Source organism: Pseudomonas simiae, assembly GCF_900111895.1.
GTDB lineage: Bacteria > Pseudomonadota > Gammaproteobacteria > Pseudomonadales > Pseudomonadaceae > Aquipseudomonas > Aquipseudomonas simiae.
On sequence record NZ_FOKB01000004.1, the window covers coordinates 64,418 to 78,752 of the forward strand.

Sequence of the window (14,335 nt, forward strand, 5' to 3'; positions counted from 1 at the left end):
GTTACGCCTCTGCCTGGTCCATCCACACAGGGTTGGCAGCCTGGTGATGGGGCAGATGAAATTCGCTGCGTACGGTGGCCAGGGTTGTTTCCAATTGCAGAACCAGGTCGGCCAGATAGGCGCGATGGTCCTGGCCATTGGCGGCGGCGTGCTCAGTCATCTTGGAAAACCCTTCCCGCAGCTCGCCCAGGATCTTGGCCTCCACTTCAAACTGAAGGGCGACTACCTCGGTGCGCAGTTCTTTGATGACGTCATCCGGCGTTGCGGTCTGGATGCGCTTGCGGTGTTTTTCCAGCTCCTGCTTGGTGCTGTCCAGCTCTTTGGTCTTCTTCGCCATGACTTCGCCCTGGGCGTCGTAGTCGGCGTTGACCTCGTCCAGGCGCTGGGCGAGTTCGGCTTTTTCCTTGGCGTGCTTGGCAATGATTTCTTCTGCTAGATCAACGAAGGCGTCCTTGTCACCGGCCTTGGCGACTTCGATCAGGGCTGCTTGGGCGTCTTCGGGCAGGCGGCGGTATTGACGCATTTCGCGGTAGCCGATGCCCATGCGGGACATGGACTCAAGGGCTTCTTCCCCGAGCGTCCGCAGGTTTGCTATGTCTTCGTCGACCTGTTGACGGGAGCGGCCAAGCAAGGAGCAAAACTCGTCCCAAGTTCCTGAAAACTGCTGACCGTCAGCGCTTTTCTTCCCGCTTAGAGCCCGGTACAGCTTGCTTTCCTTGACGTAGGCCAGTTTGGAAGTGCTGACGGTCAGCGAAAATTTTGAGAATGACTCTGCCATCTGAGCTTGGCCGAGGAGCTGATTAAGTAGGTCGCGGTCGTCGGTATGTGATGCTATCGCCGTGGCCATAGAGTTTTGAGTGGCCGTCAGTACCTCGCCATTCAAAGCAGGCAATTCCATTGGGGCGGTAGGTTGGGCTTTAGCTCGTGCCATGATGGGCTCCTTAGTTCATTGAGCCAGCGGCTATGCGCTGATTGATTTCTTGCATCCGTTGGGTCAGGCGAGCCATGTGTTCAGCGTGGGCCTGGGCGATCTGCAGCATTGCAACCGAGTGGGCAAACCGCCCGTTGTCCAGCTTCACAGCCAACCCTTCTTCAATAAGGGTCTGCATGGCGCGAGTGATGTTGCTTGGGCTGTCTTTAGTGAGCTGAGCCAGTTCTGTGTTGCTAAGGCCGGTGACGGTGTGGCCCTTCAGTGCTTTCAGCACACCCAGCACACGGGCAGCTCCTGAGGCGGTGCGGCTCATGGCTGCCCCTCCAGTTCAAGTTGTGGGTTTTGAGTTTGGGTGACGTTTCCCCGATGCCAGGCAAGCCCTTCCATGGCTGCTTGAATCGCAGCCAGGGCGTCATCGGCGTCAATGTTTTCGGCATAGAAAGCGAGCAGCTTTCCGGCAGCAGTCGTCAGCAGCTCCTGCAGCGCCTGCATGTCCTTGGCTGTGCAGTTCCGTCCGGGTGGGGATAACGATGGTCAACCGTCCAGCACTAGCTGCAATCCAGCGGGTGACGTAGTCGCACCCGCAAGCCCGCTCGTAGGGACGAATCATGTTGGCTGGCATGCGACCGGTCTGGAGCCACTTGTAGACAGTCCACTGATCGGTGACGCCCATCTCGACCGCGATGCGCTCGACGCTCATGTTGTGGGCTTCTTTCGCGAAGTCTTTGCACAGCTCCAGCCCGTGCCGCAGCGAGGTCGGTTGAATGGTCTTCCAGCGACGGCGGTTCATTGGAATGACCTCAAAAGAGCGTCTTCCAAACAAATAGAGCGTTTGCACCTAGGCAAAAGGATTACTCCAGGCGCAACATTTTCGGGTACATTCACTGACAGGAACATGGCTATGACCGACCGTATTGATAGGCTTGAAGCGCAAGTGAATGCCCTGGCGCAGGGTTGGTTGCGTCTTGCGGCGGCTCTTGAAGTAGGCGGCGTGGTTGCTCCTGGTCAAATTGAGCAATCTCTACGAACTGCTCGCTGGCCTGAGCGGCTCTTTGAGCTTGAGGCGTTGAATACGGTTGAGTGGCTGTGCGGTCAGCTAGCCGAGGCGAGAGACGCTCGCCAATGGCTTGACACGCGTGGATGAAGCCAAAGCAGTCGGTAAGAGGCTGTATGGTCTTCATCAGGCTGCCATCGCTGCAGAAGGTTTAAGGCCAAGCTTCACCGCAATATCGTGGGCTTTGCCGTAGTGGGCTTTGGCTTGGCCATTGAGCACGCGGTACACCTCGTTACGGGTGTAGCCGTTCTCGATAGCCCATTCAGTGATGGTTTTGCCAACCCGACGAAAGTTTTCTTTCACTTGGTCGGCGGATAGGGCTTTGGCATGGGTGGCCATGGTGGTGGCTCCTGTGATGCAAAGATGATTAGTGTTTACACGAATGATTATGAGAACTTAAGTTCTCATTTGCAAGGGGTTCAATTGTCATTTTCTTCGCTATCTGCTGAGCGGATGAAGGAGGAGCGCATCCGCCTCGGCTTGAAGCAAGCTTCAGCTGCGGAGCTTTGTGGTGTGTCGAGAGAAATTTGGGGGCGGTATGAGCGGGGAGCTGCAGCTCCGGGAGGAGATGTATTGTTCTCTTTTGCGAATGCGGGTGCTGATGTCCAATTTATCTTGACGGGAAAGCACTCTGTAAATGCTGCTGCTCAAGAGATGAATGAAACACTTATCGATGTGAGTCGCTTGGAAAGGATCACTGAAATGCTTGAGATTGCTGCAAGTCAGGCAGGCAAACGCTGGCCGGTGAAAAAGCTCACCGCCGTTGCTGCAGAAATTTACAACGTACTCAGTACTGATCGAGTGCTGGATGAGCATCAAGTACAACGGGTGCTGAAGTTGGTAGTAAATCGCTGATGTAGCAAAGGAGGATTATGCGAAGCGATGAAGATCTGGTGGCAAAACTTTCAGCACGGCTTACCGAGGAGATCGGGAATCTACCCAATGATGGTAAGGATCATGAACTGATCATTAAAATCAAAGGCGATCACGGAAATATAAACCTTGGCACTCAGACTTTTGACATTCGGTCGGGGAAGGAACCACCTCCACGTGGTAGCGACCGAGAAAGAGAATGTCCGCAGTGCGGTAAGCCAGCTTGGCGTTACACCCAGCTATGTATGCATTGCGACTATGATTTGTATCGGCATGACCAGATAGAAGCGGAGAATGCGGCCAAACGTCATAACGAGGCAGTCGGAATCTTGATGTTAAAAGTGTTTGGCGTATGTGTTGCGGTTGCTGCAGGAAGTTTTTTGCTTAAGGACCATCTTCCTGCCCCACTGCAGGGATGGGCCATTGGCGTAACGGTAGTTGCGGGCTTCCTCGCATTTGTTGTCTTACAAGCACAGCGATAACTCACTGCTTTACACCGGATCTGGGAGGCAGATGCAATGCAGAACAAAGGAAAAGCTTGGACAGATATGAGCACAGGCGAGCGTAAAGCGGTGCTCATAGGCTGGCTTGCTGTCTTAGCAATTGGCGCATATTTTTTCTGGCCATCCAAATCGATTGAACCTCTGGCTAACGGGCCTCAAAACGAAAATCCGGCCTTACTTCCGGCGGCAGTGACCTTTACAAAGGCATCCCCTGAAGCGATGGCAATCGCAAATCAATACTTTGCTGATGTAGAACAGGCAATGGAGCTCGGTTTAAATAGCCTTAAGTCTAAGAGCTTGAAATCGATGGGCGATCATAGCCGTCGATTCTCGGCTTTGGCAGACCAAGGAAAAGCCCTTTTCGGCGCGACTATTGCTGACCACTTTGGACAATGCGGCATAGCAGGTAACTTTGCTCGCGCATGGTGGCAGGCTCAAGTGGGGGCCGCTTTGAAAGGTGGCATTGAATCAACTCCAGGTGAGGTTCAAAGTAATCTGTCCATTTATGAGTCAAGACGCGTGGACTGTTTGAATACTATTGCCGAGGGCCTTAGAGGCAACTCCTGACTCCACTCTTTAAACAAGATTAAAAGCCTTCCTGTACCACGCCGCCGATCATGGCGGCGTGTGTATTTCTGGCGCCTGAAACCTACGGCGCCTTTACAGGAGGCGTCCCATGCGACCCGAAACCCCTCGCGGTATCCGCAACTTCAACCCCGGCAATATCCGCCATGCCAAGGGCGTGCGTTGGCAAGGCATGGCCGACGCTCAGGGCGACACGGCCTTCGTCCAGTTCACTGCTCCGCGCTGGGGTATCCGCGCCATCGCCCGCGTACTGATCACCTACCAGGACAGACGCCTCGCAGCTGATGGAAGCCGCATCGACACCGTGCGCGAGTTCATCGAGCGTTGGGCACCACCATTCGAGAACGACACCAACGCCTACACCGCCAGCGTGGCCCGTGCGCTGGGCCTTCACCCTGACCATGAAGGCGTGGACGTGTATGACTTTGATGTCATGTTCACCCTGGTGACCGCCATCATTCGCCATGAAAACGGCCCTGGGCCATTGCCAGGTGGTCAATGGTACGGCGATGCAATCATTGCCGATGGTCTGGCTCTCGCAGGCATCGAGCGCGGGGCGAAGCATGGGGTGGCGGCATGAAGCCCATTTGCGATTGGCGTTGCTGCTATCGACTCTACAGCGTTCAGATCACCATCCTGATCGCGCTGCTGGGGTTCGCTCAGCTTGAGTTGCTGCCTATGTGGCAGGCACAGCTCTCGCCACGCGCCTATGCCGCACTCAACAGCGGTTTGGCACTGGTGCTGTTCGTCGCTCGCCTGATCAAGCAAGGCCCGGATCAGGGGGCATCGTCATGAAGCTCAACTTGTTTGGTCGGCTCTTTTCAGCGCTGCTCGCAGGCTTCACCTGGGCGCCACGCTGGACCTTACCCAGCTCAGCAGTGGGCAGTTGGACCAGGGCATCAGTCACTCCATCGTATCGGCACGGCAAAACCGGCATCGTCGCAGCCAAACGTCATGCACGTAAATCACGCAACTGCCGGAGGCATCGCCATGGGCGCGCTTGATCAGTTGGTTTGGCCTTTACCGGCTCGGCTTGCTGCTGTCGGGCTCGCATGCCTGTTAAGCGCCTCGGCTGCCGGTTCAATCGCCTATGGCTTCGGCTTTCGTTACGCCCAGTCCTTGGGCGCGACTGCTTTGTCAGACCTCAAATCCAAGCACGCAGACCAAGCCCTGGCAGCGGAAAGCGCCAACCGCCTGCAGCTGCTGCAGAAGGTTGCCCGAGCCAACGAAAGCGAGTCGCTGCTGTTCAACCTGATGGACCAGTACGCCAAAGAGAAACAACTGCTCCAGGAGCGCATCCCCCATGTCACCACCCAATACCGTCCTGCGCCTGGCGCAGCTGCTCAGCCTATCCCTCGTTGCGTGTTCACTTCTGGCTGGCTGCGCGACTACAACACCGCCCTCGGTGTGCCCGCCCCAGGAGCAGGCGCCACTGCCACCCAACCTCCGCAAGCGCCCTGGGCCACCCCCGGCACTGACGCCGAACTATTGGAAAGCGGCGTCACTCCCGCAGACATTCTTGCCCACGCCCAGGACTACGGCGTGTGGGCCCGCAACAACCTTGCCCAACTCAACGGCTTGCTGGATCTACAAAAAAAGGACTGACGCTCTATGGATGTAGCCGAACACGCTACAGAGCAGGACGACGATGAGTCGGAAGCACGGATCTACACCCAAGGACTGCAACGGCGATCTGGCCGCTCAGCCTACCGCTGTGATGCGTGCGGCGACGCGATCCCGGAGGATCGCCGCCAGAACGAACCAGGCACCGAACACTGCAGCGACTGTGAAGACGCTTTACAACACATGAATAGACGGGGTTTTCGATGAACCTGGAACAACTGAACTTCAGCTTCACCGCCATGCAGTGGGTCGTGCTCACAGTGATCGGCATCTACACCTGGTTCACCAATAGACAGGCAGCCAGCGCTCAGGAATTGCTGGAACTGCGCACTCGCATTGTCGCCCTGGAAGAACACGTGCGGCACTTACCCGACCAAACCGCCGTCACCGATCTGCTGGGTGACATGAAAGCGGTTCGCGCCGAACTGACGGGGGTCAAGGATGCCCTGGGCCCTTTGGCCCGCTCGCTGGACCGAATCAATGACTACCTGCTGAGAGAAAAGACATGACCCCATACTCCGACTTCATCCGTCAGGATGTCCGCTTAGTGTTGTTGCGCTTGCTCGTCGAGATGACGGCGTACCGTGCGAACAGCTCCGTACTGACCATGGCACTGGATAGCTATGGGCACTCTCTCAGCCGCGACCAGGTCAAAACGGAGCTGCATTGGTTGGCCGAGCAAAGTGCGTTGACCGTCGCCGATGTTGGCCCGGTGTTGGTGGCCACGCTCACTGAGCGTGGTCAGGACATTGCTGCTGGGCGTGCTCGCGTTCCTGGTATCAAACGGCCGGGGGCATAACCATGGCGGGCAAGTCATCGATCAACCGCCTGCCGCCCATGGTCAAGGCGTACATCCAGAAGCTGCTGCGTGAAGATCGCATGACGCTGGATGACATGCTCGCCGATATCCAGGCGCGCTTCCCCAATGAGAAAGCCCCCAGCCGTAGCGCGTTGGGTCGCTTCAAAATGGGGTTCGATCTGCTGACCGAGAAGGCCCGCCAGCATCGTGAGCAGGCGGAAGCGTTTGTTGGTGCGTTCGGTGAGGACTCCACCGACAAGACCGGCGCCTTGCTGGTCGAGGCCATTTCAACCCTGGCGTACCAGGCCGCCATGGGAGCCCACGAAAAAGATGAGGTGACCACCAAGGAAGTGGCCGAGCTGGCACGAGCGGCCAAGAACACCATGCAGGCTCGCACGTTGAGCATGAAGGAGCGTCAAGCTGCAGAACAGGCCGGACGTGAGCGCCTGCTCCAGGAGCAAGCAGCTGAGCTGGATAGCGCCGTCAAAGCCAAGGGCATGACCGAAGACCAGGCCATGTTCTGGCGTCAGAAATTCCTGGGCGTGAAGCAATGAAACCTTCATCCAGCACGCTGCGTGTCGTCGAGTGGGACGAGCTTCCACCCAGCGTTCGGGAGATCCCCGAAGGATACAACCCACTCATTGAAGGCATCTTGATGGCCCACCAGTCTGAATGGCTGGGCATCGATGCGCAGATCAAGCTGTGTGAAAAAGGTCGACGTACCGGCATCACCTTCGCCGAGGCACTGGACTCGGTCATCACCGCCGCCTCCCAAAAGGTCGCGGGCGGCATGGATTGTTTCTACATCGGCGACACCAAGGAAAAGGGTCTGGAGTTTATTGGCTACTGCGCCAAGTTCAGCCGAGTGATGGCCGAGGCTCAGGCCTCGGGCGTGAGCGAGATCGAGGAATTTCTGTTCGACGACCAGGACGAAGCAGGCAATACCCGGCAGATCAACGCGTACCGTATCCGCTACGCGTCAGGTTTCAAGATCGTCGCTTTGTCCAGTAACCCAGCGGGTGTGCGCGGTCTGCAGGGCAAGGTCATTATCGACGAGGCTGCATTCCACCGTGACGTTTCGGCCGTGCTCGATGCCGCCACGGCGCTGCTGATTTGGGGTGGCCGGATCGTCATCATCAGTACCCACAACGGCAAGGGTAATGCGTTCAACCAGATGGTTAACGACATCCGGGAGAAACGCTACGGCGACAGCGCCCGAGTCTACCGGGCCACCTTTGATGATGCTGTAGCCAATGGTTTGTTTGAGCGCGTGTGTTTCATGGCCGGCAAGGTGGCCACGGCTGAAGACAAGGAAGCCTGGTACAAGAAGATTCGCAACGCCTACGGTCCTCGCAAGGCGCAGATGCGCGAAGAGCTGGATGCCGTTCCTCGTGACGGCAACGGCGTGTGTGTTCCTGGTGTGTGGATCGAAGACGCCATGCGTCAAGGTCGGACGGTGTTACGTCTTGCGCTGGACGATGACTTTACGCTGCAGTCACTTGCCCGCCGTGAAGCCTATGTCGAGGACTGGATCGAACGCTATCTCGCGCCACTGGTGCGGGCACTGACGCTCGAGCTGCGGCACTACTTGGGTATGGACTATGCCCGTCACCGGGACTTCTCGGTCATCTGCCCGATGTCCGTTGACCAGGCTCGCCATCGAGACGTGCCCTTCGTGGTGGAGATGCACAAGGTACCATACCGTCAACAGAAACAGATCGTGCTTTACATCCTGCGCCGCCTGCCGCGCTTTGTCGGTGCAGCTTTCGACGCCACCGGCAGCGGTGAAACCCTCGCCGAGGAAATAGCGGATGAGCTTGGTCATGACCGCATTCAACAAGTGAAGCTCAGCCGCGCATGGTATGGCGCCTGGATGCCAAGGTTTATCCAGCTCTTTGAGGACGGCACGGTCACCATCCCTCAGGACGATTCGCTGCAGCAAGATGTTCGCTCAATTGAGATGGTCGAGGGCATTCCCCAAATCGTTAAAGCCCGCTCGCAGGACCTCAAGGATCCGGACCTCTACCGGCACGGCGACTTCGCGGGTGCTGGCGCATTGGCCAACTTCGCCACCTTGGAAAGCGACGCAGGACCAGTCTCCGTTAAATCCCGCCGCCCACGTCAGGGCGCCCGTATGACTCAGGGGTACGCATGAAAAACAAGGGTGTGTGGGTTAGCCCCACCGAGTTCGTCAACTTCGCCGAGCCGAAGCGTGACAAGGGGTTGACCGATCATATCGCCAGCCGTGCCCGCAGCTTTGACGCTCAGGCGCTCGGCATGTACCTGCCGAACCCCGACCCGATCCTCAAGGCCCAGGGCAAGGACATCACGGTCTACCGCGACCTGCGCAGCTCCGCTCTGGTCGGAGGCAACATCCGTCGTCGCAAGTCGTCGGTGCTCGCCCTGGAGCGGGATCTGAAGCGGGGCGATGCACCTGTTCGGGTGGAGCGCTTTATTCGGGATTGGCTGGCTGACCTCGATCTTGATCGAATCATTCGCGAGATGCTGGATGCGCCGTTGTTCGGGTTTCAGCCCATCGAATTGATGTGGCGACCTGTTGGGCTCAACCTTGTTCCTGAGGATCTGGTAGGCAAACCCGCTGAGTGGTTCCTGTATGACCAGGACAACAATCTGCGCTTTCGTGCCCGCGACGCGGGCTTGACCGGTGAACTGTGCAATCCGAAACGCTTTGTAGTAGCCCGTCAGGACGCGACCTACAACAATCCATATGGCTTTGCTGACCTTTCGATGTGCTTCTGGCCCGTGATCTTTATGAAAGGCGGGCTGAAGTTCTGGGTTCAGTTCACCGAGAAATACGGCTCGCCCTGGGTAATCGGCAAACACCCGCGTGGGGCTAGTACGGGGGAAACCGACCTGCTGCTCGACAGCCTGGAGGCAATGGTCCAGGACGCAGTAGCAGCCATCCCTAATGACTCCAGCGTTGACATAGTCGAGGCCGCTGGCAAGGCTGGCAGCGCCGAGGTTTACCGTGAACTGTTGGTCTATTGCCGCAGTGAAATCAACGTGGGCCTCTTGGGACAAAACCAAACCACCGAGTCCAACAGCAATCGGGCCAGCGCAACAGCGGGCCTGGAGGTACTCAAAGATATTCGCGATGGCGACAAAGGCATTGTTGCCGCGACCATGAACGCGGTCATTCGCCGGGTCGTGGATCTGAACTTCGGTGAGCACGTTGATGCACCGGTGTATGAGCTGTGGGAACAGGAAGAGATCGACAAGACCCAGGCCGACCGCGACAAAGCGCTGACAGAGTCAGGGGTAAAGTTCACACCGCAGTACTGGAAGCGCACCTACAACCTGCAGGACGGTGACCTGGATGAGACGGCAGCACCGGCTCAATCATCGGAGTTTGCTGAGTCCACGTTGAAACCCATCCTCGACCAGGTGGCGCTCGACCAGGTCATCAACAATCTGCCTGCAGAGCTGCTCCAGAATCAGAGCGAACAGATCATCGCTCCAGTGATCGAGGCGCTATTGCGAGCGCGCTCCGATACTGAAGCACTCGGTCTGTTGGCGGAGGCTTTCCCGCAGATGGATGACCAGGCACTTCAAGAAAACCTCACACGCCTGCTGTTTGTGGCCAACGTCTGGGGCCGTTTGAATGCCAGCGCGGATCGGGTGGACTGATGGATATCACCACGAAAACCCCAAATCCAGCCGACCTCAAGGCCATCTTCGGCCTTGAGCCGGAAAACGCCGTGGCCTATCTGAAGTCCAAAGGCTACGCGATCACCTGGAACTGGCAGGAAATGCTCGACCAGGCGCATGACCAATCCTTCACAGTGGCCAAAGCCATGCGCCTTGATCTGCTCTCGGACATTCGTGGCGCGCTGGAGACTGCGCTGCAGGATGGGCAAACACTCAAACAGTTCATCGCTGTCCTGCAACCGACGCTGGAAAGCCAAGGTTGGTGGGGGCAACAGGTGATTGTCGATAGTCAGGGCGTAGGCGAACTGGTGCAGCTCGGCAGTCCGCGTCGGCTCAAGACGATCTATCAGACCAATCTGCAGAGTGCCTACATGGCTGGCCGTAAAGCCAGCATGGAGGAAACCACTGACACCCATCCATACTGGATGTACATCGCCATCCTGGACGGCAAGACCCGGCCAAGCCATCGGGCGCTGCACGGTCAGGTGTTTCGTCATGATGATCCGATCTGGGCAGCAATCTTCCCACCCAATGGGTTCAACTGCCGCTGCCGTGTTGTCGCCTTGAGCGAGGCTGCAGTGAAACGCCGGGGGCTGAAGATCGTGTCGAGCGAAGGTCGTATGTTCACCGAGACCGTCGAGACCGGCACCGACAAACGGACAGGCGAGATCAGAACTGCGCCCGTCACTGGTATCCGAACCACTGACAAGGCGGGCAAGCCGGTAACATTCCGCACCGATCCTGGGTTCAACCACGCACCAGGTACAGGCCTTGCTGACATGCTGAAGCGCAAACAAACGGCTGCGTAGGAGAGCTGAAATGATCACCGTTGAACTGGATCACGAACGTTTGCAAAACGCCCTGCGTCGAGTGGAGTGGGCCGTAGGAGATGTCGCGCCCTTGATGCGTGGTATCGCTGCTGAGCTGGCCAGTCAGACCGAAGAGAACTTTGAAGAAGAAGGTCGGCCTGACTGGAAAGACCTTTCAGATACCACCACTGAGCGTCGAGCAAAGAAAGGCAATTGGCCGGGGCAGATTCTGCAGATCAGTTCGGCGGGCTTGGCGGCATCGGTCACCAGCCATTCGGATGACAGCTCTGCACTGGTTGGTAGTAATAAACCCTACGCCGCCATGATGCACTTCGGGGGGAAGAAGTCAGACTTCCCTCATCTGTGGGGTGATATTCCAGGGCGACCTTTCCTGCCAATGGATGTCGAGGGCCAGCTGCAGCCTGAAGCAGAAGAAGCAATCCTTGAACTGGCGATGCATCACATCGAAAAGGCCGCTCGCCTGTAAGCCCCTCAGAGGCGCTTACAGCTACGCATAGCTCCGGTTCATCGAATCACCCACTCCAAAAACGCCGTAAACGCTTTATAAAGCCAGCCCGCGCAACTATCGAACCGTTGCGCGGATGCATCTTGCAGCGCCATCGCCCAAAGTCCTTTAAGCAACTCTTTAAACTCGATTAAAAGTCATGGGCCATTGATTGGCCCAGGCTGTGCGTATCACCTTCAAACGAAGCGCACATCCCATGAAGCCTCTTCACATTTTCAAGCCAGGTACGCACGTCACCATGAGTGGCGCCAGTATCACGTTCGGTGAGTCCGATTTGGCAGCCACCGTGCGCGCCTACGATCCAACCTTGCACGAAGCGCCTCTGGTTATCGGCCATCCTAAACACGATGCACCCGCCGCTGGCTGGGTCAAATCCATCTCAGCCGCTGCTGAAGGGCTGATCGCCGTTCCGCACGAAGTCGATGTGGCATTCGCGGAACTGGTCGCAAAAAAAAGCTTCAAGAAAATCTCCGCCTCGTTCTACCACCCTGATGCCGCCAACAACCCGGTACCGGGCGTGTACTACCTGCGCCATGTGGGCTTCCTCGGTGCGCAACCACCATCAGTGAAAGGCCTGCGCCCCATCGAGCTGGCAGAGGACGAGGAAGGCATCATCGAGTTTGGTGATTTCGGCGACAGCATTACGGCTGGCGTCTTCCGCCGCTTGCGTGAATGGCTCATTGGCCAGTTCGGTCAGGAAGCGGCTGACCAGGTAGTGCCCGGTTGGGACGTGGACAACCTTGCAGCTGAAGCACTTCGTGACGATGTCCGTCCCTCATTCACCGAACCCACTCAATCCCACAACACCACCATCGAGGAACACACCGTGAGCCCAGCGGAACAAGCCGCCCTGGAGGCGGAAAACAAGCGCCTCAAAACCCAACTCGAACAACATCAGACTGACCAGCGGCAGGCTGCTGCCGATGAACGTCATACCAAAAACCTGGCTTTTGCTGAGGAACTGGTCGGTTCGGGCAAGCTGCTGCCCAAACACACTGCCGCACTGATTGCTGCCCTGGACTTCGCCGAGGCTGGCGATGAGCCGTTGGAATTCGGTGAAGGCAAAGAGCGTAAGCCGGTGATCGAGGGGCTCAAGGCGATTTTCGACGACCTGCCGGCACAGATCGACTTTGCCGAGCAGGCAAGCAAAGACCGTCAAGGCGCCAGCAGCATCAGCGTCGATCTGGAGTTCGCTGAGAAGAACACTGACCCGGATCGCTTGAGCCTGCACAACCGTGCCAGTGCTCTGGCAGCCGACAAAAATATTCCCTACGAGTCGGCGGTTCGCCAGCTCATCAAGTAACAAGGAGTCATCATGGCTGACCGTTTGAGCAAACTGCGGATCGTTGACCCGGTCCTCACCAACCTGGCGCGGGGCTATCGCAACGCCCAGTACATTGGTGAGGGGCTGTTTCCCATCGCGCTGATGGACAAAGAAGCCGGGGTTGTCCCGCTGTTCGGTAAGGAAGCTTTCGAGGTCTACGATACCGAGCGGGCTATCCGTGCCCAATCCAACATCATGACTCCGGACGATGTGGATGGCCTGGACGTGGTGCTGCGCGAACATGACCTCGCTTATCCCGTGGATTACCGCGAGAAGAATGAATCCATGTTCGACGCCGAAGCTCGTGCCTCGCGTCGCGTCGTCAATGCCATTGATCTGCGCCGCGAAGTGGCCTGCGCCAAGCTGGCACAAAACCCTGGCACCTTTCAGCCAGGCGCCAAGGTCACACTGGCTGGCTCCAGCCAGTGGAGCAATGGTGGTGGTGATCCCATCGCAGTGGTTGAGCAAGGCAAGGAAGTGGTCCGCAGCCGAATCGGCATTCGCCCCAACACCATGACCATGGGCGCCTCGGTGTATCAATCGCTGAAGTTCCACCCGAAGCTGCAGGAAGCCCTGGGTTCCACCGAGCGCAAGCTGATCACCGTTGAACACCTCAAGGCGCTCTTCGGCATCGAGAACGTACTGATCGGCGAGTCCTTGGCCGGGTCGGTCAATACCTCCGATATCTGGAGCGACAACCTGACCCTGGCTTATGTCGCCAAGCCTGCAGCTGGCGCCCAGGCTGATCATGACGAACCGAGCTTCGGCTACACCCTGCGTCGTAAGGGCATGCCTGAAATCGATACCTATGACGGTTCGGGCGGCAAGGTGCGTTTCGTTCGTAACACTGACATCTATAAGCCCGTGGTCGTGGGCTCGGATGCTGGTTACCTGATCTCCGACATCAACGGCTGAGGTTCCCATGGCAGCTAAGAAGACAGAGCAAGACCAGGGCGGCACCTCGGAAAAGCCTACTGACGTGGTTCAGGTTGATGTCAACCAAGCCGCAGCAGCTGCAGCAGCTTCGCAGTCAGACCCAGCCACGGCAGGTGAACAGCCTAGCGATCCAGTTGCGCCAGCAGCTCCGGCAACCAACTCACCAACCGCGTCGACTGCTGATGCAGCTGCTGCGCCTGGTGATGCCACGGGCACACCGGAACTGCCTGGCTATCTGGTGACCGACGTGTCGTCTGTGCTGCATGACGGCACCTGGTATCACCAGGGTGACGAAATCTCATTGAACGATAAGGAGGCGACCCCGCTGTTACGTCGCCGAATTATCGAGCCTTCCAGGAGCAAAAAATGAAGACTCAACAACCTGTTCTCATCACCTCGGTCGTGGCCCTGGTCGACCTGCCACGTAACCGCTTCGCCGGTTTCTCTGGCGGCTTGTGTGCTGCCGGTGCCAAGGCCCTGGGTACGGTGCAGGCTGACACCCAGGCCGACAACGTAGCTCCGGTCAGTGTCCTGGGCATCTGCCTGATCACCTGCGGTGGCGCAATAGCCGCCGGTGACCAGGTGGAGTCTGACGCCACTGGCCGAGCTGTGAAACTCGCTGCAGGCGCGTCCAACGGTTTTGCTATGGATGTTGCGACTGCAGCTGGTGATGTCATCCGCATCGTTCGGGGTATCTGAGGCC

Annotated in this window: 23 protein-coding genes; 19 read left to right on the forward strand and 4 right to left on the reverse strand. The window is 57.7% G+C overall.

Features of this window, described 5'->3' with window-relative positions; genetic code table 11:
- Nucleotide 1: 1 nt before the first annotated feature.
- From BMZ57_RS13855 to BMZ57_RS13865, 3 genes are all read right to left on the reverse strand, one after another.
- Nucleotides 2–631 (reverse strand): hypothetical protein, encoded by a 630-nt coding sequence (locus BMZ57_RS13855; protein WP_437436581.1) that lies wholly within the window; start codon nucleotides 629–631, stop codon nucleotides 2–4.
- A gap of 310 nt (nucleotides 632–941) precedes the next feature.
- A complete protein-coding gene (locus tag BMZ57_RS13860; RefSeq protein ID WP_069672605.1) occupies nucleotides 942–1,244 on the reverse strand; it encodes a helix-turn-helix domain-containing protein in 303 nt (100 codons plus the stop codon).
- Between the two features lie 108 nt (nucleotides 1,245–1,352).
- Nucleotides 1,353–1,721, reverse strand: coding sequence for a hypothetical protein (locus BMZ57_RS13865; RefSeq protein WP_254668481.1), 369 nt, complete (start codon nucleotides 1,719–1,721; stop codon nucleotides 1,353–1,355).
- Nucleotides 1,722–1,832: 111 nt separating this feature from the next.
- Here BMZ57_RS13865 and BMZ57_RS13870 point away from each other — a divergent pair, with 111 nt between their 5' ends.
- Nucleotides 1,833–2,075, forward strand: coding sequence for a hypothetical protein (locus tag BMZ57_RS13870; RefSeq protein ID WP_217628724.1), 243 nt, complete (start codon nucleotides 1,833–1,835; stop codon nucleotides 2,073–2,075).
- A 36-nt stretch (nucleotides 2,076–2,111) separates the two neighbouring features.
- On the opposite strand, the gene BMZ57_RS13875 is transcribed toward BMZ57_RS13870, so the two are convergent.
- Nucleotides 2,112–2,324, reverse strand: coding sequence for a DNA-binding protein (locus BMZ57_RS13875; RefSeq protein ID WP_069672607.1), 213 nt, complete (start codon nucleotides 2,322–2,324; stop codon nucleotides 2,112–2,114).
- Here BMZ57_RS13875 and BMZ57_RS13880 point away from each other — a divergent pair.
- From BMZ57_RS13880 to BMZ57_RS13965, 18 genes are all read left to right on the forward strand, one after another.
- Complete coding sequence (locus BMZ57_RS13880; protein ID WP_217628725.1) at nucleotides 2,313–2,840, forward strand: helix-turn-helix domain-containing protein; 528 nt, start codon at nucleotides 2,313–2,315, stop codon at nucleotides 2,838–2,840. The genes BMZ57_RS13875 and BMZ57_RS13880 overlap by 12 nt on opposite strands.
- Nucleotides 2,841–2,857: 17 nt before the next feature.
- Nucleotides 2,858–3,340, forward strand: a complete 483-nt coding sequence (locus BMZ57_RS13885) for an NADH dehydrogenase subunit 6 (protein WP_069672609.1) — start codon at nucleotides 2,858–2,860, stop codon at nucleotides 3,338–3,340.
- A gap of 36 nt (nucleotides 3,341–3,376) precedes the next feature.
- Entirely contained in the window at nucleotides 3,377–3,928 is a 552-nt protein-coding gene (locus BMZ57_RS13890; protein WP_139136446.1) for a hypothetical protein, read from the forward strand.
- A 109-nt stretch (nucleotides 3,929–4,037) separates the two neighbouring features.
- Nucleotides 4,038–4,526: a structural protein gene (locus tag BMZ57_RS13895; RefSeq protein WP_069672611.1), complete on the forward strand. Its 489-nt coding sequence runs from the start codon at nucleotides 4,038–4,040 to the stop codon at nucleotides 4,524–4,526.
- Nucleotides 4,523–4,741: a DUF7940 domain-containing protein gene (locus BMZ57_RS13900; protein WP_069672612.1), complete on the forward strand. Its 219-nt coding sequence runs from the start codon at nucleotides 4,523–4,525 to the stop codon at nucleotides 4,739–4,741. Before BMZ57_RS13895 ends, BMZ57_RS13900 begins: the two co-directional genes overlap by 4 nt.
- Nucleotides 4,742–4,936: 195 nt before the next feature.
- Nucleotides 4,937–5,551: a lysis protein gene (locus tag BMZ57_RS13905; protein ID WP_069672613.1), complete on the forward strand. Its 615-nt coding sequence runs from the start codon at nucleotides 4,937–4,939 to the stop codon at nucleotides 5,549–5,551.
- Nucleotides 5,552–5,557: 6 nt separating this feature from the next.
- Entirely contained in the window at nucleotides 5,558–5,776 is a 219-nt protein-coding gene (locus tag BMZ57_RS13910; protein WP_074900543.1) for a TraR/DksA C4-type zinc finger protein, read from the forward strand.
- Nucleotides 5,773–6,078, forward strand: coding sequence for a DUF2730 family protein (locus BMZ57_RS13915; RefSeq protein ID WP_069672614.1), 306 nt, complete (start codon nucleotides 5,773–5,775; stop codon nucleotides 6,076–6,078). The genes BMZ57_RS13910 and BMZ57_RS13915 overlap by 4 nt, the downstream gene beginning before the upstream one ends.
- Nucleotides 6,075–6,368, forward strand: coding sequence for a VpaChn25_0724 family phage protein (locus BMZ57_RS13920; RefSeq protein WP_069672615.1), 294 nt, complete (start codon nucleotides 6,075–6,077; stop codon nucleotides 6,366–6,368). Before BMZ57_RS13915 ends, BMZ57_RS13920 begins: the two co-directional genes overlap by 4 nt.
- Nucleotides 6,369–6,370: 2 nt before the next feature.
- Nucleotides 6,371–6,922: a phage protein Gp27 family protein gene (locus BMZ57_RS13925; RefSeq protein ID WP_069672616.1), complete on the forward strand. Its 552-nt coding sequence runs from the start codon at nucleotides 6,371–6,373 to the stop codon at nucleotides 6,920–6,922.
- Nucleotides 6,919–8,523, forward strand: a complete 1,605-nt coding sequence (locus BMZ57_RS13930; RefSeq protein ID WP_069672617.1) for a hypothetical protein — start codon at nucleotides 6,919–6,921, stop codon at nucleotides 8,521–8,523. The genes BMZ57_RS13925 and BMZ57_RS13930 overlap by 4 nt, the downstream gene beginning before the upstream one ends.
- Nucleotides 8,520–10,016, forward strand: coding sequence for a phage portal protein family protein (locus BMZ57_RS13935; RefSeq protein ID WP_069672618.1), 1,497 nt, complete (start codon nucleotides 8,520–8,522; stop codon nucleotides 10,014–10,016). The genes BMZ57_RS13930 and BMZ57_RS13935 overlap by 4 nt, the downstream gene beginning before the upstream one ends.
- Nucleotides 10,016–10,846, forward strand: a complete 831-nt coding sequence (locus tag BMZ57_RS13940; RefSeq protein ID WP_069672619.1) for a phage head morphogenesis protein — start codon at nucleotides 10,016–10,018, stop codon at nucleotides 10,844–10,846. The genes BMZ57_RS13935 and BMZ57_RS13940 overlap by 1 nt, the downstream gene beginning before the upstream one ends.
- A gap of 10 nt (nucleotides 10,847–10,856) precedes the next feature.
- Complete coding sequence (locus BMZ57_RS13945) at nucleotides 10,857–11,333, forward strand: phage virion morphogenesis protein (RefSeq protein ID WP_069672620.1); 477 nt, start codon at nucleotides 10,857–10,859, stop codon at nucleotides 11,331–11,333.
- Between the two features lie 235 nt (nucleotides 11,334–11,568).
- Nucleotides 11,569–12,675: a peptidase gene (locus BMZ57_RS13950; RefSeq protein WP_069672621.1), complete on the forward strand. Its 1,107-nt coding sequence runs from the start codon at nucleotides 11,569–11,571 to the stop codon at nucleotides 12,673–12,675.
- Between the two features lie 12 nt (nucleotides 12,676–12,687).
- Nucleotides 12,688–13,611: a major capsid protein gene (locus BMZ57_RS13955; protein ID WP_069672622.1), complete on the forward strand. Its 924-nt coding sequence runs from the start codon at nucleotides 12,688–12,690 to the stop codon at nucleotides 13,609–13,611.
- 7 nt (nucleotides 13,612–13,618) lie between these two features.
- Nucleotides 13,619–14,002, forward strand: a complete 384-nt coding sequence (locus BMZ57_RS29180) for a hypothetical protein (RefSeq protein ID WP_139136447.1) — start codon at nucleotides 13,619–13,621, stop codon at nucleotides 14,000–14,002.
- Nucleotides 13,999–14,331 carry a capsid cement protein gene (locus BMZ57_RS13965; RefSeq protein ID WP_069672624.1) on the forward strand — a complete coding sequence of 111 codons (333 nt, stop codon included), beginning with the start codon at nucleotides 13,999–14,001 and terminating at the stop codon, nucleotides 14,329–14,331. Before BMZ57_RS29180 ends, BMZ57_RS13965 begins: the two co-directional genes overlap by 4 nt.
- The last annotated feature ends 4 nt before the right edge of the window (nucleotides 14,332–14,335 follow it).

Coding starts and splice junctions, on each gene's coding strand:
- BMZ57_RS13880 (WP_217628725.1), top strand. CDS start 2,313: ATGGGTGGCCATGGTGGTGGCTCCTGTGATGCAAAGATGATTAGTGTT.
- BMZ57_RS13955 (WP_069672622.1), top strand. CDS start 12,688: ATGGCTGACCGTTTGAGCAAACTGCGGATCGTTGACCCGGTCCTCACC.
- BMZ57_RS13865 (WP_254668481.1), bottom strand. CDS start 1,721: ATGAACCGCCGTCGCTGGAAGACCATTCAACCGACCTCGCTGCGGCAC.
- BMZ57_RS13910 (WP_074900543.1), top strand. CDS start 5,558: ATGGATGTAGCCGAACACGCTACAGAGCAGGACGACGATGAGTCGGAA.
- BMZ57_RS13920 (WP_069672615.1), top strand. CDS start 6,075: ATGACCCCATACTCCGACTTCATCCGTCAGGATGTCCGCTTAGTGTTG.
- BMZ57_RS13905 (WP_069672613.1), top strand. CDS start 4,937: ATGGGCGCGCTTGATCAGTTGGTTTGGCCTTTACCGGCTCGGCTTGCT.
- BMZ57_RS13890 (WP_139136446.1), top strand. CDS start 3,377: ATGCAGAACAAAGGAAAAGCTTGGACAGATATGAGCACAGGCGAGCGT.
- BMZ57_RS13965 (WP_069672624.1), top strand. CDS start 13,999: ATGAAGACTCAACAACCTGTTCTCATCACCTCGGTCGTGGCCCTGGTC.
- BMZ57_RS13885 (WP_069672609.1), top strand. CDS start 2,858: ATGCGAAGCGATGAAGATCTGGTGGCAAAACTTTCAGCACGGCTTACC.
- BMZ57_RS13915 (WP_069672614.1), top strand. CDS start 5,773: ATGAACCTGGAACAACTGAACTTCAGCTTCACCGCCATGCAGTGGGTC.
- BMZ57_RS13935 (WP_069672618.1), top strand. CDS start 8,520: ATGAAAAACAAGGGTGTGTGGGTTAGCCCCACCGAGTTCGTCAACTTC.
- BMZ57_RS13950 (WP_069672621.1), top strand. CDS start 11,569: ATGAAGCCTCTTCACATTTTCAAGCCAGGTACGCACGTCACCATGAGT.
- BMZ57_RS13900 (WP_069672612.1), top strand. CDS start 4,523: ATGAAGCCCATTTGCGATTGGCGTTGCTGCTATCGACTCTACAGCGTT.
- BMZ57_RS13870 (WP_217628724.1), top strand. CDS start 1,833: ATGACCGACCGTATTGATAGGCTTGAAGCGCAAGTGAATGCCCTGGCG.
- BMZ57_RS13860 (WP_069672605.1), bottom strand. CDS start 1,244: ATGAGCCGCACCGCCTCAGGAGCTGCCCGTGTGCTGGGTGTGCTGAAA.
- BMZ57_RS13875 (WP_069672607.1), bottom strand. CDS start 2,324: ATGGCCACCCATGCCAAAGCCCTATCCGCCGACCAAGTGAAAGAAAAC.
- BMZ57_RS13930 (WP_069672617.1), top strand. CDS start 6,919: ATGAAACCTTCATCCAGCACGCTGCGTGTCGTCGAGTGGGACGAGCTT.
- BMZ57_RS13925 (WP_069672616.1), top strand. CDS start 6,371: ATGGCGGGCAAGTCATCGATCAACCGCCTGCCGCCCATGGTCAAGGCG.
- BMZ57_RS13895 (WP_069672611.1), top strand. CDS start 4,038: ATGCGACCCGAAACCCCTCGCGGTATCCGCAACTTCAACCCCGGCAAT.
- BMZ57_RS13945 (WP_069672620.1), top strand. CDS start 10,857: ATGATCACCGTTGAACTGGATCACGAACGTTTGCAAAACGCCCTGCGT.
- BMZ57_RS13940 (WP_069672619.1), top strand. CDS start 10,016: ATGGATATCACCACGAAAACCCCAAATCCAGCCGACCTCAAGGCCATC.
- BMZ57_RS29180 (WP_139136447.1), top strand. CDS start 13,619: ATGGCAGCTAAGAAGACAGAGCAAGACCAGGGCGGCACCTCGGAAAAG.